A 25,952-nucleotide genomic window follows, 5' to 3' on the forward strand; every position below is an offset into this window, starting at 1 on the left:
CCGCAGTGACCGCCACCCCCGACCAGCAGCCCCCGGCCGAGCCGGAGCTGCGGAGCATGGCTGACATCATGGGATCGACGCCGCCCGCGCTGCCGCCGGTTCAGGAGTCGGAGCAGTGAGCGTTGCAGGCGGCGTGGCCCTCGGCACACTGTTGCCGCCTGTGCCGCGGTGCGGGGAGTGCCACCAGCTGGCGACCCGACACGCCGATGCGACGGCGCGGTTCGACCGGTCCGCAGCGGTGGACATCCGCGTACTCATGGAGCGGCATCAGTACCGGGCACACCGGTGATCGACGACCAGGCCGCCTACCGGGCGGCCGCAGACCGTGAGCGGTGTGGGGCTCCGCAGCCGCTCAGGCTGACGGCCGCGTTCGGTATCTCGGTGTCTGCGGTACTCGTGCTGGCAGTGCTGCTGCTGGTTGCCGCGAGTCGCTGAATCGGCTCCGGCTCCCTCGCGTCCGCGCCACCATGGGTGGCCTGGTCGCATCACAGAGGAGGCCCCTTGAGCGCCACCGTCCCGTATGACCGTCAGGGCCGCTGGCCTGGGCGTCGCGGCGGAGCCGCAAGCCCGACCCGGCAGAAGCGCCACCCCCCTATGCCGCCGCCGGATCAGATTCCGGTGGTCGAGGAGATCGAGGAGGACGAGATGCACGACGACGGCCAGAACCCCGCGTCCGGGGGCTCGGGCGGGATCGGCGGTCCGAAAGCTCCGCCGGCCGGGCCGAGCACCCCGCCGCCGCCGAACCCGCCCCCGACCGAGTAGGCACTGGCCCCCTGGCTGGCCGTGCGGCGGCGCGGTCGGCCAGGGCTACTTCAGGCGAATCCGCCACCGGTCTGTGGGCAGCACCATGTCCGCGGTCTCGACCGGCCGACCAGTGCTGCTGTACCGCGTGCGCTGGATCAGCCAGGCTGGCACACCGTGTGGCAGGCCGAGCTGGTCTCCCTCTGCTGCTGTGAGCTGGTGGAGTTGAGCCTCCGCGCTGCACTGCTGCCAGGTCCGGGCCCGCTCACCCGTCCACCAGGTGGTGACGAGGTGGCTGGGCCGGGAGTCGGGGTCGAGGCATTCGTCTCGGCGCCAGCGGAGGCGGGTTCCGACCGGGACGCGTAGACGGGCGGCGAGGTCGACGTCGGCTCGGCTGCTGCCCGTGGCTCCGTCGCCGGTGGGGTATGGCCAGTCCCGGTCCGGGTCAAGGAGGGTACGCACAGCAGGAGGATGCGCCACGAAGAGGCGCGTTCGCTGGGTTCCTTCGAGTTCTCCGCGGCGCCGTAAGAGGGTCATGGCGAGGCGTACGGCCGCGTCGGTCTCGCCGAGTTCGGCGGCGAGCTTGGCCCGGGAGGGGAGTTGGCGGCCGGGGGGCCATTCGCCGCTGGCGATCCTGCGGCGGATCTCTGCGGCGACGCGCTGGTATGGCGGCGCGACCCGAGGCATGCACGTCCCTGTACGTCGTCACGGTGGCCGGTAGGTGGCTGTGACCAAACCGTAGGGGGGCGTTCGAATGCTTGGGCGCCCAAGACCTTGCGCAGGTCAGAGGCTCGGATCAAGCTGTTAGTACAAAGCTGAACGGGTTGAACGATCAAAGGGACTAGTGTTCGAATACCCCGGTTGGCCATAAGCCCACACCCCCACATGCACCTCGGGAGCTCCCTGCACCCGAGGCCCAACGCGCCGAGGTGGCCTACGACCACCCCTCTACCTCGGCGTGAGCGCCCCCGGCCGTCCAAACCGGCCGGGGGCGCTTCCACATCCGCCCCGCACCTGACCTGCACGAATGCCATGATCATTTAGGGGGAATTTAGGGGCGGCGCCCCCAGAGCCAGACATCAAACAGACTCAGATGCCATACAGGAAGCCTACATACGCGACTGCGGCCCAGGTCGGGACATCTGCCCTGACCTGGGCCGCAGCCTACGTTTCAGCTGTTCAAGCTGTGGGCGCGGACGGTTTCGAACCGCCGACATCTGCTTTGTAAGAGCAGCGCTCTACCGCTGAGCTACGCGCCCCCGGCGTGGCCCGGGAGGGGGCGACGACGACTGCCTAGGGTACCTGGTCCGGACGGTGGTCCGGTGCAGGTGGTCAGTGAGTGGGACGGGTGGGGTGCCGGTGGGGTGGGGTGATCGGGAAGAATGGGCGGAGGATCAGCGGTCGGAACAGGGAGCGCGCAGTGAGGGTGGCCGGCGGGAGCAGGCGGGGGCGGCGGCCGGGGAGCGCGGTGGCCGAGGCGCTGGTGCTGCCGCTGGTGGTCGGGGGTGCGCTGGCGGCGGCCGGAGCGGCGTCGTTCGGCAGTGCGGGCACTGGGCGCGGCGGCTGGTGGGGGCGGCGCAGCGGCGAGGGGATGCGGGCCGAGGCGAAGGCGGCCCGGGACGCGGCGCAGCAGGCGTTCTACGAGCTGGACTCGACCCAGCGCGAGGTGCGGCTGGCCGTGGAGACGGTGCGCGCGGCTGCGGACGGCGCGACGGCCCAGCGGGCGGCGGCGGACTTCGAGGCGATCTCCGGCCGGGTCGACCAGGTGACGGTGAACTACCTCGCGGCGCTGGACGCGCACGATCTGGACGCGGCGGAGCTGGAGTCCGGGGCGGCGGCGCGGGCGCGGCACCAGTTGGAGGACGTGAAGGGGCAGCTCGGTTCCGCGCAGGCGGAGCTGAACGGCTTCCTGGAGCGGCTACAGCCGGTGCTGCAGCACGCGGAGTCGCAGCTGATGCGGGTGACGCCGGCGGTGGAGCAGGCGAAGCGGTCGCTGCTGGCGGCGACCACCGCGCTGGAGGCGGTGCGCGGGGCGGGGCTGAAGGCGGACGACCTGGCGGCCCGGCTGGCCGAGCTGGCGCCGGAGCTGGGCCGGCTGAACGAGGGCGCGGCCCGGCACGGCGTGGCGGCGACGCTGCAGCGGGCCGAGCGGGTGACGGAGCGGGCGGATGCCATCGCCGCGGACGCGGAGCACCTGCCGGAGCGGGCCCGGGAGATCGACCGGCGGGTGGCCAGCCTGCGGACCCGGATCCAGGCGCTGGAGACGAAGGCTGCCACGGTCGAGCCGGCGCTGAGCGAGCTGCGCCGGCGGTTCTCCACGGCGTGCTGGCAGGACCTGCAGCGGGTGCCGGACCAGGTCGCGGAGACCGGGCGGGCGGCGGAGCAGAAGCTCACGGAGGCGGCGCGGGCGCGCGACGAACAGCGTTGGGCGGACGCGACGGGCGCGATCGGCACGGTGCGCGCCCTGCTCGACACCGCGGACGGCTCGGTGGTCGCGGTGAACGAGCGGCTGCGGCAGCTGAACGAGGTGCAGCACGATCCCAACCGGGAGGTCGAGCGGACCAGGTTCGCCCTGCGCGACGCGCAGCGGCTGGCGATGGCGGGACGGCAGGCGCCGGACCCGCGGCACGCCGCCCCGCTGGACGCGGCGGTCGGCCGGCTGGACCGGGCGGTCGCGGAGCTGGAGGCAGCCGGCCGGCACCCCGACTACTGGCACTTCCTCACGGAGCTGGCGGGGGTGCGGGAGACCGCGGCGCAGGTGGTGGGGATGATCCGCGGGGACATCGGCGGCCACCGGTAGGACGTACGGGAGCGGGCAGCGGCGGAGGCGGCGTAGGGGGAGACGGCGGGAGCGCGGGGGCCGCGCGCGACGGAGGTGCAGGGGGGCGGGACAGGGAGGGTGAAGGGAGAGGGGAGAGGGGAGAGGTTCCCACGAAGGGTTACCCGCGAGTAACTTCGTGGGCTAGAGTCGCGCCATGGCTCGTAAGCGCAACGTCTCCGCCCGCACGTTCCGGCGCGGCATCAACCTCTGGCCGCCGTTCCTCTTCGCCGGGATCAAGGTCCTGGGCGTCTCGGACGACTACCGCCGGGCGAAGGTCCGCCTCCGGCTCGGGCGGCTGAACCGCAACTGGGTGGGCACGCACTTCGGCGGCTCGATCTTCGCGATGACCGACCCGTTCTGGATGCTGCTGGTGATGCAGAACCTCGGCCGCGACTACGTCGTCTGGGACGCGGCCGCCGAGATCAGCTTCGTCTCCCCCGGACGCGGCGACATCTTCGCCGAGTTCGTGCTCACCGAGGACCGCCTCGCCGAGATCCGCGAGCTCACCCAGGACGGCAAGAAGGCCCTCGTCTGGTTCGACACCGAGGTGCTGGCGGCGGACGGCTCGGTGGTCGCCCGGGTCCGCAAGCAGTTGTACGTCCGGGAGAAGCGCCGCACGCCCTGAGGCTGGGTACCCTGCCGGTATGCCACGTTACGACTTCCGCTGCCGCTCCTGCGGGGCCACCTTCGAACTCCGCCGCACGATGGCCCAGGCCAACGACCCGGCGGTCTGCCCCCAGGGGCACGAGGACACCGTGAAGCTGCTGTCGACCGTCGCCGTCACCGGCGCGGCCTCCGGCGGCGCCCCGCGGCAGGCCCCGTCCGGGGGCGGGGGCGGGGGCGGCGGCTGCTGCGGGGGCGGCTGCTGCGGCTGAGCGGCCGGTCGCCCCGGGGCGTCCGCGGCCCAGGGCCCGGGACCGCGGCCACGGACGCCCCCGCCCACGGACAGCCCTGCCGGGCGGGGCGGCGCTGCCGGACGGGTCACCCCGCCGCGACGGCGTCCACCGCGTCGACCGCGCCGCGCACCCGTGCCAGGAACTGACGGACGATCTCCTCCCCCGCCGCCACGCCGACCTGATCGAGCGCGGTGACGCCCGGTGCCGTCCAGCCGCCGTCGGCCAGCTCGCCGTGCCCGGGGCGCCAGGCGGCGTCGGCCGCGAGCAGCAGGTCCGCGTCAAGCAGCGAGTCGCCGGCCGCCAGCACGGTGGCCCCGCCGACCCGCCGCTCGACCTCGGCCAGCGCCGCGCTCTTGCTGAGCGGCGCCGGCACGGCGTAGACCTTGCGGCCCTGCAGCGAGACGTTCCAGCCGCGTTCGGCGCACCAGCCGGTCAGCTCATCCAGCCAGCCGACCGGCAACCCGGCGCGCTCCACGACCAGGTAGGCGAAGAGGTCGTCGGCGACCCGCCGCTTGTGCGTCCACTCCGGGTCGGCGCAGAGCGCCAGGTGCTCGACCACCTCGGCCAGCGGCACCGAGGTCGCGGCCAGGCGGCCGGCCACCTCCGCCTGCCAGTCCTCGTCCGGCACGCCGTCGACCAGCAGGCGCCCGCCGTTGCTGCAGATCGCGTAGGCGGGGATCCAACCGGGCGTCGGGCCGGGCAGGTTGACGCGCTCGTACTGCGTCCTGGTCCGGGTGGTGGCCGGCACGAGCACGGCCTCGCGCGCGAGCTCGACCAGCATGGCGGCGGCCCGTTCGGTCATGAACGACAGCGCCTTGCCGTCGTGCACCTCGACCGAGAGCAGGCGCGGGGCGAGCCGGTCGGGCACGTCGAGGGCGAGGGCGCGGTTGGAGTAGATCAGCGTGCGGTCGAGGTCGCTCGCGACCAGGAAGCTGCCGGTGCTGCTCATCGGGTTCAGGACTCCTTCAGGAGGACGGCCGTGCCGGAGGCGCCGGTCGCTCCGCGGCTGTAGCGGGGGTGGATCAGGCCGACGCACGAGTACGGCAGGTCGTCCACCTCCTCGACGGGGACGCCGCGCTGGGCGGCGAGCAGACGGACGTGGTCGAGGTCGGCGCCGGCGCCGCGCCGGGCCAGCACCCGCCAGGGGACGCGGCGCAGCATGACGCGGGTGGTCTCGCCCACCCCGGGCTTGACCAGGTTGACGTTGTCGATGCCGTACTCCACGCTGATCCGCTCGACGGCCGCCCAGCCGGCCCAGTCGGGGGCGCGGTCGGCGCCGGCCAGCTGGTCGGCCGCTGCCAGGGCCTCCTCGCGAACGGCGGCGAAGTGGTCGGAGACGGTGTCCAGGAAGGCCCCGGAGACGTCGGCGCCGGCCAGGTCGGCGTAGTGCTTGGCGCCGTGGAAGTCGTCCGGCCCGATCAGGTCGGCGCGCAGCACGGTACGCGAAACGAGGCCGGAGACGGTGGAGTTGAGGCAGGCCGACGGGATCAGGAAGTCGTCGCGGGTGCCGTAGGTGCGCACGCAGCGGCCGGGGTCGGCGAGGACGGCGAGCTCGGGGTTGAAAGCGGTGCCGGCGACGGCGTCGGCGAGCTCGCGGGTGATCGCGCCCTTGCCGGTCCAGCCGTCGACGAAGACCACGTCGGGGGCGTGGTGGTGGGCGGCCAGGTAGCGCAGCGCGACGGGGTCGATGCCGCGGCCGCGGATGATCGAGACCGCGTAGTGCGGGGTGTCCAGACCGTGCGAGAAGGCGAGCCAGCGGCGGATCAGGATGCCCACCGGCGTACCGGCCCGGGCCAGCGAGGCGAGGACCACGCCGCGGCCGCGCTCGCGCACCAGCGTTTCGGCGACGGTGCCGACGGCGACGGCGATCCGGCGGGCGGAGACCCGCAGCGCCTGGTGGAACAGCTCCTGGTACTCCGGGCTGGGCTGGTACTCGACCGGCAGCGACTCGGCGTAGTGGGCGCCACCGCTCTGGACGGCCTCCTCGCGCTCCTCGGTCGGGGCCTCCAGGGCGACGTCGGAGAGGTCCTTGAGCAGCCAGGCCACCTCGTCGGCACGGTAGGAGGAGAAGTCGGGGCCGTACTGGGGACGCGGCAGGCGCACCGGGCGGTGCGAGGGCAGCACGGCGAGGACCACCCGGTCGGTGACCTGTCGCAGCTGGGTCAGCAGGGCCCGCTCGCCCTCGTGCAGCGCCGGGGTGTCGGCGACGTCGTCGACCACCAGCACGACGGTGTCGAAGCGGCGGCCCGGGTCGGTGCCGGGTGCGACGTTGTAGACGAAGCGCTCGCGCGGGGAGTCGTCGCTCGGGTCGTCGTGAGCGGGGAAGGCGAGCCGGGTGCGGATGGCGTAGCCCGGGTCGTCCACGGCGAGGACGGGCGAGCGGGTGGTGGTGGAGTAGTGGACCCGCTCGTCTCCGTGCGGGAGCCGCTCGGCGAGGGCGCCGGCCAGGCGCAGCGGGGCGTACATCAGCTCCTCGAAGCCGAGGACGAGCACCCGGCCGGCGGCCCGGCTCTCGGCCGGCCCGGCGTCGCCGGCACCGTCGCCCTCCACGCCGCCCACCGCATCCCCGGCCGCCGGCTCTCCCGTTACCGGCTCGACCGCTGCTGCCAGCTGGTCGGCCAGTCGCGGCAGCACCGCGTTCAGTTGCTCGCGGTGCGCGGCGGTGAACCCGTGCCGGCCGCCGTCCGGCAGGTCCTCCGGCCAGTCCAGCTCGACCCGGACCAGCGGGGCCGGCACGGTGGCGGGCGGTTCCGGCGCCGGGCCGACCTCGGCGATCAGGCGCTCGGCGCGGTCCAGGATGTCGGCCGGCAGTTCCACGCGACCGCCGGCGGCGGCCACCAGGTCGAGGCGGGTGCCGAGTTCGGCCGCCGTGTCGGCCAGCCGGGCACGGTCCGCCTCGCCGCGCAGGTCGACCAGTGCCACCACCACGTAGTGGTCGCGCGGGTGGAGGCGGTGCAGCTCGCGGATGGTGTTGAGCACCGTGTTGCCGGTGGAGAACTCGTCGTCCACCAGCACGAGCGGGCCCTCTCCGGCCAGCAGGCCGGGATCCGCGGGCAGCAGCAGGTGGGAGGTGGCATGCGAGTGCTCCTCCTCGAAGCCGCCGACCGGGGCCACGCCGGCGACCGGGCGGCGGGTGGAGTGCAGGTAGGGGGCGTCCAGGCCGTCGGCGACGCTGTGGCCGAGCCCGGTCGCGGTCTCCGCGTAGCCGAGCACGACGGCGCGCGCGGCCGCCGCCTCGCCGAGCAGTTCGCGCACCCGGCGGCCGAGGTCGAGGCCGGCGCCGTGCACCACGGACGGGCGCTGCGGGACGTGCTTGCCGAGCACGGTGGAGACCAGCAGGTGCGCGCGCTTGCGGTTCTCGCGCAGGGCCAGCCCGACCAGTTCGGGGAGGCGGTCCGAGCCGGTCAGGGCGACTCCGGCACGGTCGGCCACCCAGCGGCCGGTCCACTCTTGCTGTGCTGTCACTACGGGTCCTGCCTTCGATGGTGCGAGTCGTGCGGGGTCCTGCGGATCGTGCGGGTCATGCGGATCGTGCGGGGTCCTGCGGATCGTGCGGATCGGCGGGGTCCTGCGGGTGGTGCGGGGTCGTGCAGGTGGTGCGGGGGTCACGCCCAGGGCGTGAACGGTGCCGGCGGACGCCCCCGGCAACCCGGCAACCCGGTCACCGGGCCACCCGGCCACCCGGCCACCCGGCCACCGGGAACCGGCGCGAGGCCTCAGCCACAGAGGCAGGCCGAGAGCAGTTCGGCGAAGCTGACGTCCTCCCGAGCCACCCCGAACACCTCGGCGCGCAGCAGCACCCGCTCCGCCCACGCCCGGTGCGGCTTGGCCTCGTTCATCTTGTTGGTGTACGCCGAGCGCAGCACGCCACCGCCGCCGCGTTCCTGGTCGAGGATGTCCCGGGCGTCGCAGTACTCCTCGTGCGTGACCACCGAGAGCGCGTGCACGGCGGGGACGTGGCTGGGGTGGATGCACGTCTTGCCGAGCAGGCCGTTGGCCCGGTCCAGCTCGAACTCGCGGATCAGACCGTCCAGGTCGTGCTCGATGATCCGCTGCCGGACCGCCTCCCCGGAGGGCTCGGCCTCGGCGAACGGGGTGCGGCGCAGCTGCGGCTTGAACATCCGCTCCTGGACCGGGAAGTACTCCCAGACCGGCCCGGTGACGGTGAACCCGGTGCCGTCGGCCCTGCCGAGCACGTTCACCACGTCCCCGATCACCGCCGCGACCAGGGCGACGTCGTACGCCGTGAGGTCGGGCGAGCGCCGCAGGCCGTACGCCGAGCAGAGGTCGGTCACGCCGAGCCGGACGGCGAGGACGCGCTCGCGGTACTTGTCGAGCAGGCGGGCGATGCCGAACAGCTGCTCACGGCGGGTCTCCAGGTGCGCCAGCTCGGGGGACTCCAGGACCGGCATCGCGAACAGCCGCCGCCCGGTGGCCGCCTCGGCGGCGGCCAGCGCCTCCAGGTACTCCGCGCCGCTCTCGTCGGTGAACTTGGGGAACACGAACCCGGTCAGCAACCCGATCGCCGGGCCGAGCCGCTCGGCGAGGTCGGTGATCTGGGCGGCGGCACGCACCCTGATGAAGAGGAGGGGCAGATTCTGTGCGCAATCGATGGAGTTTTCGACCCCCGCGGCGCCCGCATTCGGCTGCGCGCCCCCGCCCTCCGCGACCGCCCCCGCGGAGGTTCCCCGGGCTGAGGCACCCCCGGCCGGCGTCTCCCCTGCCGAGGCGCCCCCGGCCGACGCCTTCTCCGCCGACGCGTCCGCCCCCACCGCCTCCTCGAACAGGGCGCCGAGCTGCGCGACCAGATTGGCCTCGGCGCCGGTGACCTCGTGGTCGGCGATCGAGTCCTCCAGGCAGAGCACCATCGAGACGACGCCGCGGGCCGCCTGCTTGCGGATGTCCGCCTTCAGGCCCGGCCGGGTGGCCGGGCTGTAGAGCGTGGCGCCGAGTGCGGTCGCGAGCACGGCCGCGTCGCTCTCCGGGGAGAAGTCGCGGGGCGGTTCGAGGAAGAGCCGGCCGCGTACGTCGTCGGCGAGGTGGCCGAAATGGCGCAAGGTGCTCTCCTCAGGGGTTGCGACCGCTTCTCAGCGGGGTTCTGGGTGTGCGAAGGGCTCGTCGGGCGGGCCGAGGGGGCTCGACGGGGGCTCGGGGTGCCGGAGGCACCGGGACCGGGCACGGGGCACGGGGCGGGCGGCGATGGGCGGGCGGCGATGGCGGGTGGAAGCCGGAGGAGGGGCGCCGGTTCGGGCGCCGGTTCGGGCGCGGGTCCGGTGCGGCATCGGGCGGACGTCGGGCGGGAGGTCGGGCGGGGTGTCGTGGTGCTGGACTCGGAACGGGACCGTCGGATCCCGCCCCGCACGGACGGGTCCTCCGGAGGATCAACCGACTCTCCGGGCGTGGTGGTTCCCGGGCATGCGCTCCTGCCACCCCCTGCCGAACCCCTTGCCGAACCCCGCCGGAGCCTTGCGGACCCTCCCGGGGCCTCTGGCCGCCCATCGTACGGACGACTTCCGGTCGAATGCGGTTCCGAAACATCGAATTCTCGGAAGATTACCCTCCGCTTCACAAAGCGCAAGTGTTGGCAAAGTCGCCCCGGTTCGCCACCTTCGGTCACGTTGTCCGAAGGGGTGGCGAACAGGCAGGATGGTCGGCTATGACGCACGTGATGGCCAAGGGCGCCAACATCGCACTGCCGGTCGCGGCGGTCCGCGCCGTGCTGCGCTGGAGCGCCACGCCCGGTGCGCCGGACGTGGACGCTTCCGCGCTGCTGCTCGGCGCCGACGGCAGGGTCCGTTCGGATGCCGACTTCGTCTTCTACAACCAGCCACGGCACCCCTCCGGCCTGGTCCGCCACCTGCCCAAGCAGCAGACGGCCGGCGGCGCCGAGATCGCCGACACCGTGGAGGCCGAGCTCGGCAAGCTGCCGCTCGACGTCGACCGGGTGGTGCTGGCGGGCTCCTCCGAGGGCGGTTCGTTCCGCTCGGTGACCGGCCTGCGGGTCCTGCTCTACGACGCCGCCGGCGGCGAGGGCGCACCCGCGCTCGCCGAGTTCGCCATGCCCGAGGCCGACGACGTGACCGCGCTGGTCGCGGGCGAGCTCTACCGCCGGGCCGGGGCCTGGAAGTTCCGGGCCGTCGGCCAGGGGTACGCCTCGGGCCTGATCGGCCTGGCCACCGACTTCGGCATCACCGTCGAGGACGAGACGGGCGCCGGGACGGGCGCCGGCGCCGCCGCTCCGGCCGCCCCGGCGGTGGACCCGCGCACCGCGCTGCCGGACCCCCGCCCCGCCCCTCGCCCGGAGCCCGGCACGTACACCCTGGCCCCGGCAGTCCCGCTGCCCGCCGCGCCGCAGACGCCCGCGCCGCCCACCGCCGCGCCGACCGCGGGCGTCCCGGTCAACACCCCCCCGCCGCCGACCGCGCCGCCCACGCTGCCGCCCACCCCGCCGGCGCCCCCGACCACCCGGCCGGGGTACGGCTACCCGCAGCCGCAGCACGCCCAGCAGCAGGGTGGCTACGGCTACCCGCACCAGCAGCCCCAGCAGCCCCCGCAACAGGGCGGCTACGGCTACCCCCAGCCGGCACCGAACCAGCCCTACCCCCAGCCTCAGCACCCCGAGCCTCAGCACCCCCAGCAGCAGCATCCCCGACAGCAGGGTGGCTACGGCTACCCGCACCAGCAGCCCCAGCAGCCCCCGCAACAGGGCGGCTACGGCTACCCCCAGCCGAACACCGCTGCGCAGCCGCAGCACCAGCCCCCGCAGCACCAGGGGCAGCACCAGGGGCAGGGGCAGCGGCCGGCCGGCGCCGAGGAGTTCGCGCTGCCGCCGCAGGGCCCCCAGTTCCAGCCCCGCTGAGCCACCCGGCCGCCGGAGGACCCACCGGCGGCCGGCCGGTCAGCTGCTCTTGTACCCCCGCTGCCACTGCATCCCGAAGCCGTACAGCCGGTCGATGTCCGCCTGGAACCCGTTCACGTACCGCACCTCGCGCCGCACCGTGAGCGTGTTGTCCCCGGTGTTCTCGATCAGCACCACGGCGCAGGAGCGCGCGGCGTGGGCGCGCTCCTCCAGCTTGATCTCGATCCGCGGACCGGTCTGCGGCACGATCGTCACCACCGCGTTGGCCTGTTCGAAGGCCGGCGTGCCGTCGTAGATGTAGACGAAGATCAGCAGCCGCTTGAACTGGTCCTTCTTCTCCAGGTTGACGTACATCGTCTCGCCGGACGGCGCCCCGTACTGGTCGTCCCCGCTCAGCTTGACGTAGGGCGCACGCTGGAGGTCGCCGAAGTAGCCGCCGAGCGGCTGGACGACACCGCGGCTGCCGTCGGCCAGTTCGTACATGCAGGCCAGGTCGAGGTCCACGTTCACCTGGGCGTGCTGCGCGTCCGGCTCCATCGGGCTGAGGATGCGGGGGTTGAAGAACCGCCGCAGCGCGTCCCGGCCGGACGTGCGCGGGGCCTCTATCCGGTTGGTCCAGTGCAGATTGACGTAGAGGTAGCCGGTGGTGGCGGCCGCCCCGGTGATCGCGTGCTGCGGGGTGGACTTGGTGAGCGTGACCTTGTACTGCCCGCCCGGGTCGAGCGTGTTCCGCTCCCCGCGCAGGTACTCCCAAATCGAGGCCATCCCAGTCCTCCCCCAGGGCCGCCAGGCGGTCTGACGGTCCGCCGTTCCATGATCGGGCATCACCGCGCCCGCCGGGTACCGAACTCCCTACCCACCCCGGCACCCGGGACACCGCCGAGCGGCGCCGACGGCCGCGGCAGGGTACCGCCACCCCCACCGGCGGGTCGATTGGCGGGCCGAAGCTCCCCTCCCGTAACATGCCGCCCCCTCGGACGCGATATCGTCTTGCCGCACAGGTGTCCCGCCCGCCCCCGTCCAGGGGTGCGGAGGCGCACCGGCAGCAGCGACGCACCGTCAGGACCCGGTCCGGGGAGGGTTCCTGTCCTCGCGTGTCGCACTGTGACCTGTCCCCTGCGGAAACCCGAGGCCCGACCCGCAATGAACCTGACCTCCATACAGCTGGTCTGGACCGTCATCGGCGGCGCAGCCCTGCTGTTCACCGCCATCCTGGTGGCGACGCTGCGCTTCAAGAACAACAGCAAGACCGAGGAGCCCGGCGACTCCTGGGAGCGCAGCGAGGAGCGCCGCCGGCGCAAGGAGATGATCTACGGGATCTCCTCCTACGTCCTGCTGTTCTGCTGCGCCGGCGTCGCGGCCGCGCTGTCGTTCCACGGCCTGGTGGGCTTCGGCAAGGAGAACCTCGGCCTCTCCAACGGCTGGGAGTACCTCGTCCCGTTCGGTCTGGACGGCGCGGCGATGTTCTGCTCGGTGCTCGCCGTGCGCGAGGCCAGCCACGGTGACGCGGCGCTCGGCTCGCGCCTGCTGGTCTGGGTGTTCGCCATCGCCTCGGCCTGGTTCAACTGGGTGCACGCCCCGCGCGGCGTGTCGCACGACGGCGCCCCGCAGTTCTTCTCCGGCATGTCGATCTCGGCCGCGATCCTGTTCGACCGTGCGCTGAAGCAGACCCGCAAGGCCGCGCTCCGCGAGCAGGGCCTGGTCCCGCGCCCGCTGCCGCAGATCCGGATCGTGCGCTGGATGCGCGCCCCCCGCGAGACCTACGCGGCCTGGTCGCTGATGCTGCTGGAGAACGTCCGCAGCCTGGACGAGGCCGTCGAGGAGGTGCGCGAGGAGCGTCAGGCGAAGCTGGACGCCAAGCTGCGCGCCCGGACGGCCGACCGCCGCGAGCGCGCCGAGCTCAAGGCCATCGCCCGCCAGGGCGGCATGCTCGCCCGGGCCCGCGGCGGCCGCCAGGTGCCCGCCCTCACCGCCGCCGGAGACGGCCCGAGCGCTACGGAGCCTGCCCTAGCCGCCGGAGCGGACGCCACCACCTCCCAGAACGCCGCCTCCTCGCTGGAGCCGGCCTCGCGCAGCGCCCTGGAGGCCGGCCGCCGCCCGCGGGCCGCCGTCGGCACCTCGTTCGGCTCCTCCTCCGCCCTCGGCTCGTCCTCCTCGCTCGGTTCCTCCTCGCTCGGCTCGTCCTCGCTCGGGACCTCCGAGGAGCCCTCCTACCGGAGCAGCTCGTCGTCCTCGTCCTACCGCAGCTCGACCGTCGACCTGACGGCCGACGACGACACCCTGTCGATGCCCAAGCTGGACTCGCTGGAGCGCAAGCTGCGCGCCATCGAGCAGCAGCTCGGCTGACCGCACCCCGGCTCCGGACACCGGCACCGGACGACACCGGCGACCACCACCGGACCGCCCCCGGAACGCCCCCGGAGCACCCCGGAACGCCGAACGGCCCGCCCCCTCTCGCAGGGGACGGGCCGTTCGCGTCTGCGCCGGGGCGGCGCCTACTTGTTGGAGCTCACCAGCTCCTGCTCCTCGCCGTCGCCGCCCTCGGCGGCCGCGCGGCGGTTGCGCAGGATGGACGAGCCGAGGGCCAGACCGATGAACGCGACGCCGATCAGGCCGGTGACGATCTCGGGGATGTGGTACTCGATGCCGACCATCAGGATCACCGCGAGCGCACCGATCGCGTAGTGCGCGCCGTGCTCCAGGTACACGTAGTCGTCCAGGGTGCCCTTGCGGACCAGGAAGACGGTCAGCGAGCGGATGTACATCGCGCCGATGCCGAGACCCAGGGTGATCTGGAAGATGTCGCTGGAGATGGCGAACGCGCCGACCACGCCGTCGAAGGAGAACGACGCGTCCAGGACCTCCAGGTACATGAAGAGGAAGAACGCGGCCTTGCCGCCCACCTGGACGATGGACTTCCCGGCCTTCTCGGCCTCCTCCTCCTTCTCGGCCTCCTCCTCCAGGCCCGCCTCGAAGATCGAGGCCAGTCCGTTCACGGAGAGGTAGGTGACCAGACCGAGCACACCGGCCAGCAGCACCGTCTCGGCGTGCTCACCGGCGAAGAAGTTCGACGCCAGGAGCAGGGTGACCAGCGCGACGACCGTCGAGAAGGCCTCCAGCTTGCCGACCTTCTCCAGCGGCCGCTCGATCCAGGCCAGCCAGTTGTAGTCCTTCTCCTCGAAGATGAAGTCGAGGAAGATCATCAGCAGGAAGACGCCGCCGAAGGCCGCGATGGCCGGGTTGGCCGCCTCGAGGTACTGGGCGTACGTCATGCCCTCGTACGTCTTGTCCGAGTGCAGCGCCAGGTCGATGACGGTGGCCGGGTTGAGGTGCGCGGTGAGGCCGACGACCAGCAGCGGGAAGACGAGCCGCATGCCGAAGACGGCGATCAGCACACCGACGGTGAGGAAGATCTTCTGCCAGTACGGGTTCATCCGCTTCAACACCGTGGCGTTGACCACCGCGTTGTCGAACGACAGGGAGATCTCCAGGATGGAGAGGATCAGCACAATGCCGAATCCCTCGGCTCCCCAGAGCAGGCCGGCTGCGATCAGCCCGATGACGGTGATCGCGAATGACCAGCCGAATGTGCGGAGGAACACGGGACTTGGTTACCTTTCGAGTTCATGGCACCGAACACGACGTCTGCGTGTTTCGAGCCGTTACTGTACGTTTACGCCGAAATCCAGGGCAATGCCGCGCAGGCCCGAGGCGTAACCCTGGCCCACCGCGCGGAACTTCCACTCGCCCGCGTATCGGTACAGCTCGCCGAAGATCATCGCGGTCTCGCTGGAGGCGTCCTCGGTCAGGTCGTAGCGCGCGATCTCCTGGCCGTCCAGGGAGTTGACCACCCGGATGTAGGCGTTGCGCACCTGGCCGAAGTTCTGCAGCCGCGACTCGGCGTCGTAGATCGACACCGGGAACACGACCTTGTCCACCTGCGGCGGCACGAGGTCCAGGTTGACCAGCACGACCTCGTCGTCGCCCTCGCCGTCACCGGTGAGGTTGTCGCCCTGGTGCTCGACCGAGCCCTCGGGGCTCTTCAGGTTGTTGTAGAAGACGAAGTACTCGTCGCCGAGCACCCGCCCTCCCGAGCAGAGCAGCGCGCTGGCGTCGAGGTCGAACGGCGCGCCGGTGGTCGAGCGGGCGTCCCAGCCGAGGCCGATCTGCACCTGCATCAGGTTCGGCGCGGCCTTGGTCAGCGAGACGTTTCCACCCTTGGCGAGCGTGACACTCATGGCTGTCCTTCCTCCCTTTCCTCCGGGGCGCATCTCAGGTCTATTCCCCCGCGGCCCCGTCCGGCCTCGTCCGGCCGGCTGAACTTCCTGAACTCCTATCCTTCCAGTGCGCCGGGACAGCACGAAGCCGGGGCGCCCACGGACGCGTCACGTCCGCGGCCGCCCCGGCCCGCTGGTGCTGCCTCAGGCCCGCCGGGCCCGGTTCCGGGACTCAGACGTTGACGCCGAAGTCCTGGGCGATGCCGCGCAGGCCGGAGGCGTAGCCCTGGCCGATGGCGCGGAACTTCCACTCGGCGCCGTTGCGGTACAGCTCGCCGAAGACCATCGCGGTCTCGGTCGAGGCGTCCTCGGAGAGGTCGTACCGCGCCAGCTCCTTGTTGTCGGCCTGGTTGACCACGCGGATGAACGCGTTGCGGACCTGGCCGAAGTTCTGCGACCGGTTCTCGGCGTCGTAGATGGACACCGGGAAGACGATCTTGGCCACGTCGGCCGGCACGGTGGCCAGGTTGACCTTGATCTGCTCGTCGTCGCCCTCGCCCTCACCGGTGAGGTTGTCGCCGGTGTGCTCGACCGAGCCGTCGGGGCTCTTCAGGTTGTTGAAGAAGACGAAGTTGCCGTCCGTGCCGACCTTGCCCTGGTCGTTGCAGAGCAGGGCGCTGGCGTCCAGGTCGAAGTCCGTGCCGGTGGTGGTACGGACGTCCCATCCGAGGCCGACGACCACGGCGGTCAGGCCGGGGGCCTCCTTGGTGAGCGAGACATTGCCGCCCTTGCTCAGGCTGACACCCACTTGTCCTCCAAGAATCGGGAGGCACGCCCGGTGCCCCCGTAGTGCGGTTCAAGGCGTCGGAGGCGGTTGCCGCCGGGCCTCTGACCAGCCAACGGACCGATCGTAGTGCCGGGTTCCCGTCCTGGGCAGGGAACGGGCCCGGCGTGGCTGTTCGAATCTCGCCAAGCCGGGCCCGGAGGGTCCCGCGGGGTGTCCCGCGCGGCGGTGTGCGCGGGGTCGTCCACAAGGGTCGCGCGCGGGGCGCCGAGCGCCCCCGGATGCATCAGAGCGCGCCGACGACCTTCAGGTACTCCTGCTCGTCGCGGGCGTCCGGCAGGTCGTTCACGACGCTCCAGCGGACGACGCCGGCCTTGTCGATCACGAAGGTGCCGCGCACGGCGCAGCCCTTCTCCTCGTTGAAGACGCCGTAGGCGCGGGAGACCTCGCCGTGCGGCCAGAAGTCGGAGAGCAGCGGGAAGTCCAGGCCCTCCTGCTCGGCGAAGACGCGCTGGGTGAAGGGCGAGTCGTTGGAGACGCCGAGCACCTGCACCTCGTCGTTCTGCAGCCGCGGCAGCTCCTTCTGGATCGCGCAGACCTCGCCGGTGCAGACACCGGTGAACGAGAACGGGTAGAACACCAGGACGACGTTCTTCTCGCCCCGGAAGTCGGAGAGCTTGACCAGCTCGCCGTGCTGGTTCTTCAGCTCGAAGTCCGGAGCCTCGGTACCGACCTCGATGGCCATGGTGGGACCTTTCTGACGCGACGGGGCCGCGCGGCGGGCGCGACGAGCGCCATCCTCGCATTCGTCGGCACCGGTTCGGCCGGACGGGTGAGGCCGCCCGCGTCCGGAACGGCCGTTTTCGCCCTGGGCGAACGCCACCCCCGGCAGGGGCTCCAGCCCGGAGGCCGGAACGGCCGGGCCCCGCTGGAGGAAGCTCCAGCGGGGCCCGGTCCGACGGCGTCAGGGGGCGCTCAGCGCTTGCCGCCCTTGGAGGCCGCCTTGGTCGCCAGGCGGGTCGCGGCCCAGTCCTTGGCGATGGCGATCGAGCTGGTCTGCGAGAGGCCGGCGGTACGGGCCGCATCGGCGATGTCGGAGGCCTCGATGTGGCCGTCACGGCCGGTCTTGGGCGTCAGGAGCCAGATCAGGCCGCCCTCGGCCAGGTATTCCAGGGCGTCGACGAGGGCGTCGGTCAGATCCCCGTCGTCGTCGCGGTGCCACAGCAGGACGGCGTCGGCGACGTCGTCGTAGTCCTCGTCGACGAGATCCGTCCCGGTGATCTCCTCGATGCCCTCGCGGAGTTCCTGGTCAGTGTCTTCGTCGTACCCCAGCTCCTGGATGATCTGGTCCTTCTCGAAACCGAGACGGTGCGCCGGGTTGGACTTGTCCGCGGGATCCGCGGTCGCGCTCACGGGAATAACCTCCAGTATTCGGCTCGGCATCCATGCCGAGGCTGTGGCCGTAGTCCACACGGGCGCGGCGGTTCGCGCAAGTACCCGACCCCCGATCCCCTCCAAAGGTTGACGTGTCGCACCGGGACACGCCGTGGGAGGTGTCGCGAATCACACCGATTTGCCCTTCTCTGCGTAGGACAAGGATGCTTCGGGTGGTCCCGGTCCGCAGGCCGTACGCGTGCCCGAGATGCGAACGGCATTCGGGGTCCGCGCGTGCGCGGGCGTAGAGTCTCCTGTTGGCCCTCACCCCGACCGCCCGCCATCGGACGGACGGGCAACCAGGTCGGACCACCTCTTTTCGTAACACCCGGTGGTGCGCGGCGCCGGCAACAGCGCCCGCTCCGCACACCGCCAGACCGTTCCGCCCACCGGGCGGAACGGTTACCGATCGGTAGAGATGACGGATCTCCGAGCGCGGTAGCACGATGGAGGCGGCGCGACACACCTAAGTTTCGACCGACAGTGAAGGAACAGCGTGGCTTCCGGATCCGATCGCAACCCGATCATCATTGGCGGCCTTCCGAGTCAGGTCCCGGACTTCGATCCCGAGGAGACCGCGGAATGGCTGGAGTCGCTTGACGCGGCCATCGACGAGCGGGGGCGCGAGCGTGCCCGCTACCTGATGCTCCGCCTGATCGAGCGCGCCCGCGAGAAGCGTGTCGCCGTGCCCGAGATGCGCAGCACGGACTACGTCAACACCATCGCCACCAAGGACGAGCCCTTCTTCCCCGGCAACGAGGAGATCGAGCGCAAGGTCCTCAACGCGACCCGTTGGAACGCGGCCGTCATGGTCTCGCGCGCCCAGCGTCCGGGCATCGGCGTGGGTGGCCACATCGCCACCTTCGCCTCCTCGGCGTCGCTCTACGACGTCGGCTTCAACTACTTCTTCCGCGGCAAGGACGCCGAGGGCGAGTCGGGCGACCAGATCTTCTTCCAGGGTCACGCCTCCCCCGGCATCTACGCCCGCGCGTTCCTCCTGGACCGACTCACCGAGCAGCAGCTCGACGCCTTCCGCCAGGAGAAGTCGAAGTTCCCGTACGGTCTCTCCAGCTACCCGCACCCGCGGCTGATGCCGGACTTCTGGGAGTTCCCGACCGTCTCGATGGGGCTCGGCCCGCTCGGCGCGATCTACCAGGCGCGGATGAACCGCTACCTGGAGCACCGGGGCATCAAGGACACCTCCGACTCGCACGTCTACGCCTTCCTCGGCGACGGCGAGATGGACGAGCCGGAGTCGCTCGGCCAGCTGTCGCTCGCCGCGCGCGAGGGCCTGGACAACCTGACCTTCGTGGTCAACTGCAACCTGCAGCGCCTCGACGGCCCGGTCCGCGGCAACGGCAAGATCATCCAGGAGCTGGAGTCCCAGTTCCGGGGCGCCGGCTGGAACGTGATCAAGCTGATCTGGGACCGCAGCTGGGACCCGCTGCTCGCCCAGGACCGCGACGGCGTCCTGGTGAACAAGCTGAACACCACGGTCGACGGCCAGTTCCAGACCTACGCCACCGAGACCGGCTCGTACATCCGCGAGCACTTCTTCGGCGGCGACCTGCGGCTGCGCAAGATGGTCGAGAACATGACCGACCAGCAGATCCAGCACCTGGGCCGCGGCGGCCACGACCACGCCAAGATCTACGCGGCGTTCAAGGCGGCCCGCGAGCACAAGGGCCAGCCGACGGTCATCCTCGCGCAGACGGTCAAGGGGTGGACCCTCGGCCCGAACTTCGAGGGCCGCAACGCGACCCACCAGATGAAGAAGCTGACGGTCGAGGACCTCAAGCGCTTCCGCGACCGCCTGCACCTGCCGATCACGGACAAGCAGCTCGAGGAGGGCTACCCGCCCTACTACCACCCGGGCCGCAACTCCGAAGAGATCCAGTACATGCACGACCGCCGCCAGGAGCTGGGCGGCTACGTGCCGACCCGCAAGGTGCGCCCGCGCAAGCTGGAGCTGCCGGGCGACGACGCCTACAAGGCGGTCAAGAAGGGCTCCGGCAACCAGACCATCGCCACCACCATGGCGTTCGTCCGGCTGCTCAAGGACCTCATGCGCGACAAGGGCATCGGCAACCGCTTCGTGCCGATCGCCCCGGACGAGTACCGCACCTTCGGCATGGACTCGCTGTTCCCGTCGGCGAAGATCTACAACCCGCTCGGCCAGACCTACGAGTCGGTCGACCGCGAGCTGCTGCTGGCGTACAAGGAGTCCCCGACCGGCCAGATGCTGCACGACGGCATCTCCGAGGCCGGTTGCACCGCCTCGCTGATCGCCGCGGGCTCGTCCTACGCCACCCACGGCGAGCCGCTGATCCCGGTGTACGTCTTCTACTCGATGTTCGGGTTCCAGCGCACCGGCGACCAGTTCTGGCAGATGGCCGACCAGCTGGCCCGCGGCTTCGTGCTCGGCGCCACCGCCGGCCGGACCACGCTGACCGGTGAGGGCCTGCAGCACGCCGACGGCCACTCGCACCTGCTCGCCTCGACCAACCCGGGCGTCGTCGCGTACGACCCGGCGTACGGCTTCGAGATCGCGCACATCGTCCAGGACGGTCTGCGGCGGATGTACGGCTCCAGCGAGGAGCACCCGCACGGCGAGGACGTGTTCTACTACCTCACCGTCTACAACGAGCCGATCAAGATGCCGGCCGAGCCGGAGAACGTCGACGTCGAGGGCATCCTCAAGGGCCTGCACCGGTACGCGCCCGGCACCGCCGGCCAGATCCCGGCCCAGATCCTCGCCTCCGGCGTGGCGGTGCCGTGGGCCCTGGAGGCCCAGCGCATCCTCGCCGAGGAGTGGAACGTCAAGGCCGACGTCTGGTCCGCGACCTCGTGGAACGAGCTGCGCCGCGACGCGGTGGAGGCCGAGGAGTTCAACCTGCTGCACCCCGAGGAGCAGGAGCGCGTCCCGTACGTGACCCAGAAGCTCCAGGGCGCCGAGGGCCCGTTCGTCGCCGTCTCCGACTGGATGCGCGCGGTGCCGGACCAGATCTCGCGCTGGGTGCCGGGCCAGTACCAGTCGCTGGGCGCCGACGGCTTCGGCTTCGCCGACACCCGCGGTGCGGCCCGTCGCTACTTCCACATCGACGCGCAGTCGGTCGTCCTGGCGGTGCTCACCGAGCTCGCCAAGCAGGGCAAGATCGACCGCAGCGCGCTGAAGGACGCGATCGACCGCTACCAGCTGCTGGACGTGGCGGCCGCCGACCCGGGCGCCGCGGGCGGCGACGCCTGATCGGCCGGTAGGCACTGAGGGCCGGACCTCCCCCACGGAGGTCCGGCCCTTCGCCGTTCCCGGCCCCGCCCCGCCCCGCCCCGGGCGGGATTCGTCCTCCGGAGCGGGGACGGCCGCGGCCCCGGACCCTGCCCGGTCCGGGGCCGCGGCCGTGGCGCCCGGGTCAGATGTGGACGGCCGGGCCTGCGTCGGTGCTGCCGCGGCGGGTCAGCAGGCCGAGCAGGGCCGCCCCGAAGGCCACCACGGAGGCGACCGCGAAGGCGAGCGACATGCCACTGACGAAGGAGTCGTGGACGGCGGAGGCCATCGCGTCGACCGCCTGCTGCGGGGTGCCGGCCGGGGCCGGCGGGGCGATGCCGAGCTGGGCGGCCTGGTTGAGGCCCTCGGCGTGGGCGCCCTCGACCGGCGGCAGGCCCGCCTTGGCCCAGTTGTCCGGCAGCACGTCGGTGACCTTGGCGGCCATCAGCGCGCCGAGCACGGCGGTGCCCAGGCTGCCGCCGACCTGCATCGCGGCCTGCTGCACGCCGCCCGCCACGCCGGACAGCTCCAGCGGGGCGTTTCCGACGATGACCTCGGTGGCGCCGACGATGACCGGGCTGATGCCCAGGCCCATCAGCACGAACCAGAGCGACATCACGCCGGTGCCGGAGCCGGTGTCCAGGGTGGACATGCCGAACATCGCGACGGTGGTGAGCAGCATGCCGGTCACGATCGGGATGCGCGGGCCGAGCTTGCCGATGGCCAGACCGGCCAGCGGCGAACCGACGATCATCATGCCGGTCATCGGGAGCAGGTGGACGCCGGCCGAGACCGGCGACATCCCGTGCACGTTCTGCAAGTAGAAGGTCACGAAGAAGATCGCGCCGAAGAACGAGAAGGCCATCAGCACCATCAGCAGGGTGCCGGCCGACAGCGGCACCGAGCGGAACAGGCTGAGCGGGATCAGCGGCTCGCGGGCCACCCGCTGCCAGAGCGCGAAGGCCGTCATCAGGACGGCCGCGCCGCCCAGGAAGAGCAGCGTGGAGACGTCGCCCCAGCCCCACTCGGGCGCCTTGATGATGCCGAAGACCAGCGCGAACATCGCCGCCGAGAGCAGCGCGATGCCGGGGAGGTCGAAGGACTTCGCCGCGTTCTCGGCCCGGACGTCCTTGAGGACCCAGACGCCGAGGGCGAGGGCGATCAGGCCGACCGGGACGTTGATGAAGAACACCGACTCCCAGTTGACGTGCTCGACCAGGAGACCGCCGACGATCGGCCCGGCCGCGGTGGAGGCGCCGATCACGCCGCCCCAGATGCCGATGGCCATGTTGAGCTTCTCCACCGGGAACGCCCCGCGCAGCAGGCCGAGCGCGGCCGGCTGGAGCAGTGCGCCGAACAGGCCCTGGAGGACCCGGAAGGCGATCACCATCTCGATGTTGCCGGCGAAGCCGATCGCGGCCGAGGTGGCGGCGAAGCCGACGGCGCCGACCAGGAAGGTCGACTTGTGGCCGAACCGGTCGCCGATCTTGCCCGCGGTGATCAGGAAGACCGCAAGAGCAAGCAGGTAGCCGCTGGTCACCCACTGGATCTCGGAGGGCGCCGCGTGCAGCTTCTCCTGGATCACCGGGTTGGCGATCGCGACGATCGTGCCGTCCAGGGCGACCATCATCACGCCGACGGCGACGGTCAGCAGGGTCAGCCAGGGGTGGCCCTGGAGGCTTCTCCCGGGCGGGGTCTTGCGCTGCGGCGGGGCGTCCGCCTTGGCGCTCTTGACGACGGACTGGCTCATCTGGGGCTCTCCGGGTCGGTGCGGCGGACAGGCATGGGCGTGGCGCCCCGGCCCACCCGTCCCCACGAGTTACCCGGCCCGCGGGCGCCACCCGGGGAAGATTATGTCAGCTACTGCCATTCGGCAAACACTGACTTCTGGCCCGAACTGACATTTGTCAGGACGCTACAGTGGTGCTCCTGAACCCCACCCGCACCACCGTCCGGAAGGCCCTCGCCATGGCCGCTCAGCTCCCGCCCGCCGACACTGCAGCCACCACCGGCGGCCCCGGCCTGCGCGAGCGCAAGAAGCAGCGGACCAGGGCGGCGCTGATCGAGGCCGCCCACCGACTCTTCCTGACACAGGGCTTCGCGCAGACGACCGTCGACGAGATCGCCTCCGCCGTCGACGTCTCGCAGCGCACCTTCTTCCGCTACTTCGCCAACAAGGACGAGGTCGCGCTCGCGGTCCTGGCCATCGCCGAGGACTACTTCATCGACCGGCTGCGCCGGCGCCCCGCCGAGGAGAACCCGCTGCAGGCCATGCGCGCGGCGATCGTCGAGTCCTGGCGCGATCTCGGCGCCGAGCACCGGACCGGCCCCGGCTCGGTCACCAGTGCGCTGGAGCTGCTGCAGATCATCGAGGACACCCCCACCCTGCTCGCCGCCCACCTGCGCCGGGCCGCCGAGCAGGAGCGGGTGGTGGCCGGACTGATCGCCGCCCGCGAGGGGCTCGACCCGGCCGAGGACCTGCGCCCGACCGTGATCGCGGCCGTCTTCGGCAGCGTGCTGCGCGCCGCCCACCTGTCCTGGAACGCCGACCAGGAGGAGTCCGGCCCGGAGGGCATGATCGCCCTGATCGGGCGCTACTTCGACCAGCTGGGGCCCGCCCTCGCGGGCGACTGGCGACGGCCCGCCTGACCGGGCGCACTACGCCGGGACCGGGCCGGCCCGTCCGCGCGGCGCGGGGTGGCCCGTCCGTGCGGCACAGGGCCGTCCATGCGGCACAGGGCCGTCCGGTCGCGGCCCGAACGGCCGCCCGCCGGGCAGGGGATGACGGGGTGTGGGCCCGGAGCCCGTCCTTGTGACGGGCTCCGGGCCCACACCCCGTTCGCCTGCGACACGCGTTCACCGAAGCAATGGATCCGCATGCGAACCACCACTGTCTGTGATCTCCTGTGACGGTCGGCCACCACCCGGCGCCACTGAGCCCGCCCACGGCCCCGTCGCCCGTGATCCCGCCGGCCCCCTCCCGACGTTCCCCCTCCGAGGAGCCCCATGTCCCTGCCCACACCGCGGCCACGACGCCGGCCGCGGTCCTCCCGCCGGCTGTCCGCCGTCGCCACCGCCGCCGTCGTCGCACTCACCGCCGGCACCCTGCTGGCCGCCGTCACCCCCGCCACCGCGCTGGTCCGCACCCACGGCGGCGACGACACCGCCCCGCACGTCACCGCCCCGCGCGTGCTGGCCGAGCTGCGGGACGACGAGGTGGCGGCGCTCGGCCCGGAGCACGCCGAGGAGCACGCCCGCATGCGTGCGGCCGTCCGCGGCATCGGCGACTACCCGCAGACCACCCGGATCAACCGGCTGAAGGCCCTGACGGACTCCCAGACCCGCACCAACGCCGGCTTCGACCCCACCGTCTTCGGCGCGTTCAAGGAGTACTTCCCGTCGCCCGACTTCGGCGACCACATCGCCCTGCTGCCGACCGGCAAGGTGCTGGTGTTCTCGTTCGAGCGGATCGAGAGCAACCCCGAGAAGGAGCCCGCCCCCACCCAGACCACCGGCAAGGAGAACGCCGGCCGCGCCTACCTCTGGGACCCGGCCAAGGGCTCCGGTGCGGGCGCCTTCACCAAGGTCACCCCGCCGGTGGTCGACATGCCGGACGGCCTCGACCAGCCGCGCCCGGCGCCGTTCTTCTGCGCCGGGCACTCCTTCCTGCCCAACGGCATGCTCGGCGTCTTCGGCGGCAACCTCGGCGGCAACGGGGGCACCGGTGCCAAGCTGTCCCTGGTCTTCGACCCGTGGACCGAGACCTGGACCCGCAACCCCGACATGTCGGTCGGCCGCTGGTACCCGTCCGTGGTGACGGGCGCCGACGGCCGGCAACTGATCATGTCCGGCCAGTCCGAGCTCGGCTGGGGCACCCCGACCCCCGTGGTCGAGCGCTTCCCCGCCAAGGGCTACGACGTCCCGCAGACCAAGACCCAGGTCCCCAGGAACACCCCGGTCGACCGGTTCAAGGCGGACGCCCCGTTCAGCCTGGACTACCCGCACCTGTTCTCCCTGCGCGACGGCAACGTCTACGGCTTCGGCCGCCATGCCGCCGAGCAGTGGCGCTTCGACCCTGTCGCGGAGTCCCGCAGCGACCTCACCGCCCGCCCGGACGGCCACAAGCGCAACTACGGCTCGGCCGTCATGCTGCCCGGCGGCGTCAACGGCCCGGACTCCGCCCTGATCCTCGGCGGCGACCGCGACAATCCGAGCACCCTGCGCTTCTCGAACGGCAACTGGACGGCCGAGAAGTCCCGCGCGTTCGGCCGCACCCAGGACGACACCCTGCTGATGCCCGACGGCACGCTGATGACGGTCAACGGCGCGTACGACATCCGCGACTACGGCAACGGCCCGTACAACCCGAACGCCGACCTGAAGTACCGGCAGACCGAGCTGCGCGACGCCCAGGGCAACTGGAGGCTCGGCCCGGTCCAGCGGCTGCCCCGCGGCTACCACTCCAACGCCGTGGTCCTGCCCGATGGCCGCGTCATGGTGACCGGCGACGAGCTCCAGCAGCTCGCCAACGACCCGGACATCAACGACGACATGAACGGCACCATCGAGATCTACGAGCCGGCCTACCTGCACCAGGGCAACCGACCCTCGCTGGACCGGGCGCCCACCACGGCGATCGGCTACGACAAGAAGTTCCAGGTCACCACGAGCACCCCGGAACGCGCCGCCAAGGCCGTCCTGCTCGCACCGACCACCTCCACCCACTCGGTCAACACCAGCCAGCGCCACCTCGAACTGCGGCTCAGCAGCCGGGCCGGCAACCGGCTGGAGCTCCAGGCCCCGCCGGACGCCAAGGCCGCGCCCCCCGGCTGGTACATGCTCTTCCTGCTCAACGACCAGGGCGTGCCCAGCGTCGCGCAGTGGGTGCAGCTCAGCTCCTCGGCCTGATCCCCCCGAACCCCACCCGGAGGAAAC

At 72.1% G+C, this 25,952-nt stretch carries 21 protein-coding genes and 1 tRNA gene; 10 read left to right on the forward strand and 12 right to left on the reverse strand.

The genetic code is table 11. The features are described 5' to 3' along the window. Positions 1 to 285 precede the first annotated feature (285 nt). Together MCM47_RS03640 and MCM47_RS03645 are read left to right on the forward strand one after the other, a co-directional pair. On the forward strand, positions 286 to 435 hold the full coding sequence (locus MCM47_RS03640) for a hypothetical protein (RefSeq protein WP_238740892.1): 150 nt from the start codon (positions 286 to 288) through the stop codon (positions 433 to 435). 159 nt (positions 436 to 594) lie between these two features. Then, positions 595 to 762 (forward strand): hypothetical protein, encoded by a 168-nt coding sequence (locus MCM47_RS03645; protein WP_238740894.1) that lies wholly within the window; start codon positions 595 to 597, stop codon positions 760 to 762. Positions 763 to 807: 45 nt separating this feature from the next. On the opposite strand, the gene MCM47_RS43955 is transcribed toward MCM47_RS03645, so the two are convergent. Together MCM47_RS43955 and MCM47_RS03650 are read right to left on the reverse strand one after the other, a co-directional pair. Beyond that, a complete protein-coding gene (locus tag MCM47_RS43955) occupies positions 808 to 1,428 on the reverse strand; it encodes a GntR family transcriptional regulator (RefSeq protein ID WP_374209058.1) in 621 nt (206 codons plus the stop codon). 500 nt (positions 1,429 to 1,928) lie between these two features. Beyond that, positions 1,929 to 2,000: transfer RNA gene (locus MCM47_RS03650), tRNA-Val, on the reverse strand. Positions 2,001 to 2,332: 332 nt separating this feature from the next. Here MCM47_RS03650 and MCM47_RS03655 point away from each other — a divergent pair. The 3 genes from MCM47_RS03655 (at position 2,333) to MCM47_RS03665 (ending at position 4,437) form a co-directional block, all read left to right on the forward strand. Next, positions 2,333 to 3,541, forward strand: a complete 1,209-nt coding sequence (locus MCM47_RS03655) for a hypothetical protein (protein WP_238741503.1) — start codon at positions 2,333 to 2,335, stop codon at positions 3,539 to 3,541. A gap of 175 nt (positions 3,542 to 3,716) precedes the next feature. Continuing rightward, positions 3,717 to 4,187 (forward strand): DUF4442 domain-containing protein, encoded by a 471-nt coding sequence (locus MCM47_RS03660; RefSeq protein ID WP_238740897.1) that lies wholly within the window; start codon positions 3,717 to 3,719, stop codon positions 4,185 to 4,187. 19 nt (positions 4,188 to 4,206) lie between these two features. Continuing rightward, positions 4,207 to 4,437, forward strand: a complete 231-nt coding sequence (locus MCM47_RS03665) for a zinc ribbon domain-containing protein (RefSeq protein ID WP_238740899.1) — start codon at positions 4,207 to 4,209, stop codon at positions 4,435 to 4,437. 106 nt (positions 4,438 to 4,543) lie between these two features. Here MCM47_RS03665 and MCM47_RS03670 read toward each other — a convergent pair whose 3' ends face one another. From MCM47_RS03670 to MCM47_RS03680, 3 genes are all read right to left on the reverse strand, one after another. Continuing rightward, positions 4,544 to 5,407, reverse strand: a complete 864-nt coding sequence (locus MCM47_RS03670) for an HAD family hydrolase (RefSeq protein WP_238740901.1) — start codon at positions 5,405 to 5,407, stop codon at positions 4,544 to 4,546. 5 nt (positions 5,408 to 5,412) lie between these two features. Next, positions 5,413 to 7,923 (reverse strand): phosphoribosyltransferase, encoded by a 2,511-nt coding sequence (locus tag MCM47_RS03675; RefSeq protein ID WP_238740903.1) that lies wholly within the window; start codon positions 7,921 to 7,923, stop codon positions 5,413 to 5,415. A 251-nt stretch (positions 7,924 to 8,174) separates the two neighbouring features. After that, a complete protein-coding gene (locus MCM47_RS03680) occupies positions 8,175 to 9,515 on the reverse strand; it encodes an HpcH/HpaI aldolase/citrate lyase family protein (protein WP_238740904.1) in 1,341 nt (446 codons plus the stop codon). Positions 9,516 to 10,114: 599 nt separating this feature from the next. Between MCM47_RS03680 and MCM47_RS03685 the strand changes: the two genes are divergently transcribed. Continuing rightward, entirely contained in the window at positions 10,115 to 11,317 is a 1,203-nt protein-coding gene (locus MCM47_RS03685; protein ID WP_238740906.1) for a TerD family protein, read from the forward strand. 39 nt (positions 11,318 to 11,356) lie between these two features. Here MCM47_RS03685 and MCM47_RS03690 read toward each other — a convergent pair whose 3' ends face one another. Further along, complete coding sequence (locus MCM47_RS03690) at positions 11,357 to 12,082, reverse strand: Tellurium resistance (protein ID WP_238740908.1); 726 nt, start codon at positions 12,080 to 12,082, stop codon at positions 11,357 to 11,359. Between the two features lie 378 nt (positions 12,083 to 12,460). Here MCM47_RS03690 and MCM47_RS03695 point away from each other — a divergent pair, with 378 nt between their 5' ends. Next, positions 12,461 to 13,663, forward strand: coding sequence for a DUF2637 domain-containing protein (locus MCM47_RS03695; RefSeq protein WP_238740910.1), 1,203 nt, complete (start codon positions 12,461 to 12,463; stop codon positions 13,661 to 13,663). Between the two features lie 149 nt (positions 13,664 to 13,812). Here MCM47_RS03695 and MCM47_RS03700 read toward each other — a convergent pair whose 3' ends face one another. From MCM47_RS03700 to MCM47_RS03720, 5 genes are all read right to left on the reverse strand, one after another. Further along, the gene (locus tag MCM47_RS03700) at positions 13,813 to 14,919 is read right to left on the reverse strand and encodes a DUF475 domain-containing protein (RefSeq protein ID WP_238740911.1); all 1,107 of its coding nucleotides are present in this window, start codon (positions 14,917 to 14,919) and stop codon (positions 13,813 to 13,815) included. A gap of 60 nt (positions 14,920 to 14,979) precedes the next feature. Continuing rightward, positions 14,980 to 15,555 (reverse strand): TerD family protein, encoded by a 576-nt coding sequence (locus tag MCM47_RS03705; RefSeq protein ID WP_238740913.1) that lies wholly within the window; start codon positions 15,553 to 15,555, stop codon positions 14,980 to 14,982. A 211-nt stretch (positions 15,556 to 15,766) separates the two neighbouring features. Further along, the gene (locus MCM47_RS03710; protein WP_238740915.1) at positions 15,767 to 16,342 is read right to left on the reverse strand and encodes a TerD family protein; all 576 of its coding nucleotides are present in this window, start codon (positions 16,340 to 16,342) and stop codon (positions 15,767 to 15,769) included. A 262-nt stretch (positions 16,343 to 16,604) separates the two neighbouring features. Continuing rightward, positions 16,605 to 17,063 carry a peroxiredoxin gene (locus tag MCM47_RS03715; protein ID WP_238740917.1) on the reverse strand — a complete coding sequence of 153 codons (459 nt, stop codon included), beginning with the start codon at positions 17,061 to 17,063 and terminating at the stop codon, positions 16,605 to 16,607. Positions 17,064 to 17,293: 230 nt separating this feature from the next. Continuing rightward, complete coding sequence (locus tag MCM47_RS03720; protein ID WP_238740919.1) at positions 17,294 to 17,731, reverse strand: DUF3052 domain-containing protein; 438 nt, start codon at positions 17,729 to 17,731, stop codon at positions 17,294 to 17,296. A 517-nt stretch (positions 17,732 to 18,248) separates the two neighbouring features. Here MCM47_RS03720 and aceE point away from each other — a divergent pair. Continuing rightward, positions 18,249 to 20,999, forward strand: a complete 2,751-nt coding sequence (gene aceE / locus MCM47_RS03725; protein ID WP_238740921.1) for a pyruvate dehydrogenase (acetyl-transferring), homodimeric type — start codon at positions 18,249 to 18,251, stop codon at positions 20,997 to 20,999. Positions 21,000 to 21,162: 163 nt separating this feature from the next. On the opposite strand, the gene MCM47_RS03730 is transcribed toward aceE, so the two are convergent. Further along, positions 21,163 to 22,767 (reverse strand): MFS transporter, encoded by a 1,605-nt coding sequence (locus MCM47_RS03730; RefSeq protein WP_238740923.1) that lies wholly within the window; start codon positions 22,765 to 22,767, stop codon positions 21,163 to 21,165. Positions 22,768 to 22,940: 173 nt separating this feature from the next. On the opposite strand from MCM47_RS03730, the gene MCM47_RS03735 reads away from it, so the two are divergent. Beyond that, positions 22,941 to 23,666, forward strand: a complete 726-nt coding sequence (locus MCM47_RS03735; protein WP_238740925.1) for a TetR family transcriptional regulator — start codon at positions 22,941 to 22,943, stop codon at positions 23,664 to 23,666. A 357-nt stretch (positions 23,667 to 24,023) separates the two neighbouring features. Next, positions 24,024 to 25,925: a glyoxal oxidase gene (locus tag MCM47_RS03740; protein ID WP_238740927.1), complete on the forward strand. Its 1,902-nt coding sequence runs from the start codon at positions 24,024 to 24,026 to the stop codon at positions 25,923 to 25,925. The last annotated feature ends 27 nt before the right edge of the window (positions 25,926 to 25,952 follow it).

Source organism: Kitasatospora sp. A2-31 (assembly GCF_022288725.1).
Classification (GTDB): Bacteria; Actinomycetota; Actinomycetes; order Streptomycetales; family Streptomycetaceae; genus Kitasatospora.

Bases quoted from the DNA above. Each gene is read 5' to 3' on its own strand.
- MCM47_RS03645 (WP_238740894.1), top strand. From the start codon at position 595: ATGCCGCCGCCGGATCAGATTCCGGTGGTCGAGGAGATCGAGGAGGAC.
- MCM47_RS43955 (WP_374209058.1), bottom strand. From the start codon at position 1,428: ATGCCTCGGGTCGCGCCGCCATACCAGCGCGTCGCCGCAGAGATCCGC.
- MCM47_RS03655 (WP_238741503.1), top strand. From the start codon at position 2,333: ATGCGGGCCGAGGCGAAGGCGGCCCGGGACGCGGCGCAGCAGGCGTTC.
- MCM47_RS03660 (WP_238740897.1), top strand. From the start codon at position 3,717: ATGGCTCGTAAGCGCAACGTCTCCGCCCGCACGTTCCGGCGCGGCATC.
- MCM47_RS03665 (WP_238740899.1), top strand. From the start codon at position 4,207: ATGCCACGTTACGACTTCCGCTGCCGCTCCTGCGGGGCCACCTTCGAA.
- MCM47_RS03670 (WP_238740901.1), bottom strand. From the start codon at position 5,407: ATGAGCAGCACCGGCAGCTTCCTGGTCGCGAGCGACCTCGACCGCACG.
- MCM47_RS03685 (WP_238740906.1), top strand. From the start codon at position 10,115: ATGACGCACGTGATGGCCAAGGGCGCCAACATCGCACTGCCGGTCGCG.
- MCM47_RS03690 (WP_238740908.1), bottom strand. From the start codon at position 12,082: ATGGCCTCGATTTGGGAGTACCTGCGCGGGGAGCGGAACACGCTCGAC.
- MCM47_RS03695 (WP_238740910.1), top strand. From the start codon at position 12,461: ATGAACCTGACCTCCATACAGCTGGTCTGGACCGTCATCGGCGGCGCA.
- MCM47_RS03705 (WP_238740913.1), bottom strand. From the start codon at position 15,555: ATGAGTGTCACGCTCGCCAAGGGTGGAAACGTCTCGCTGACCAAGGCC.
- MCM47_RS03715 (WP_238740917.1), bottom strand. From the start codon at position 17,063: ATGGCCATCGAGGTCGGTACCGAGGCTCCGGACTTCGAGCTGAAGAAC.
- MCM47_RS03730 (WP_238740923.1), bottom strand. From the start codon at position 22,767: ATGAGCCAGTCCGTCGTCAAGAGCGCCAAGGCGGACGCCCCGCCGCAG.
- MCM47_RS03740 (WP_238740927.1), top strand. From the start codon at position 24,024: ATGTCCCTGCCCACACCGCGGCCACGACGCCGGCCGCGGTCCTCCCGC.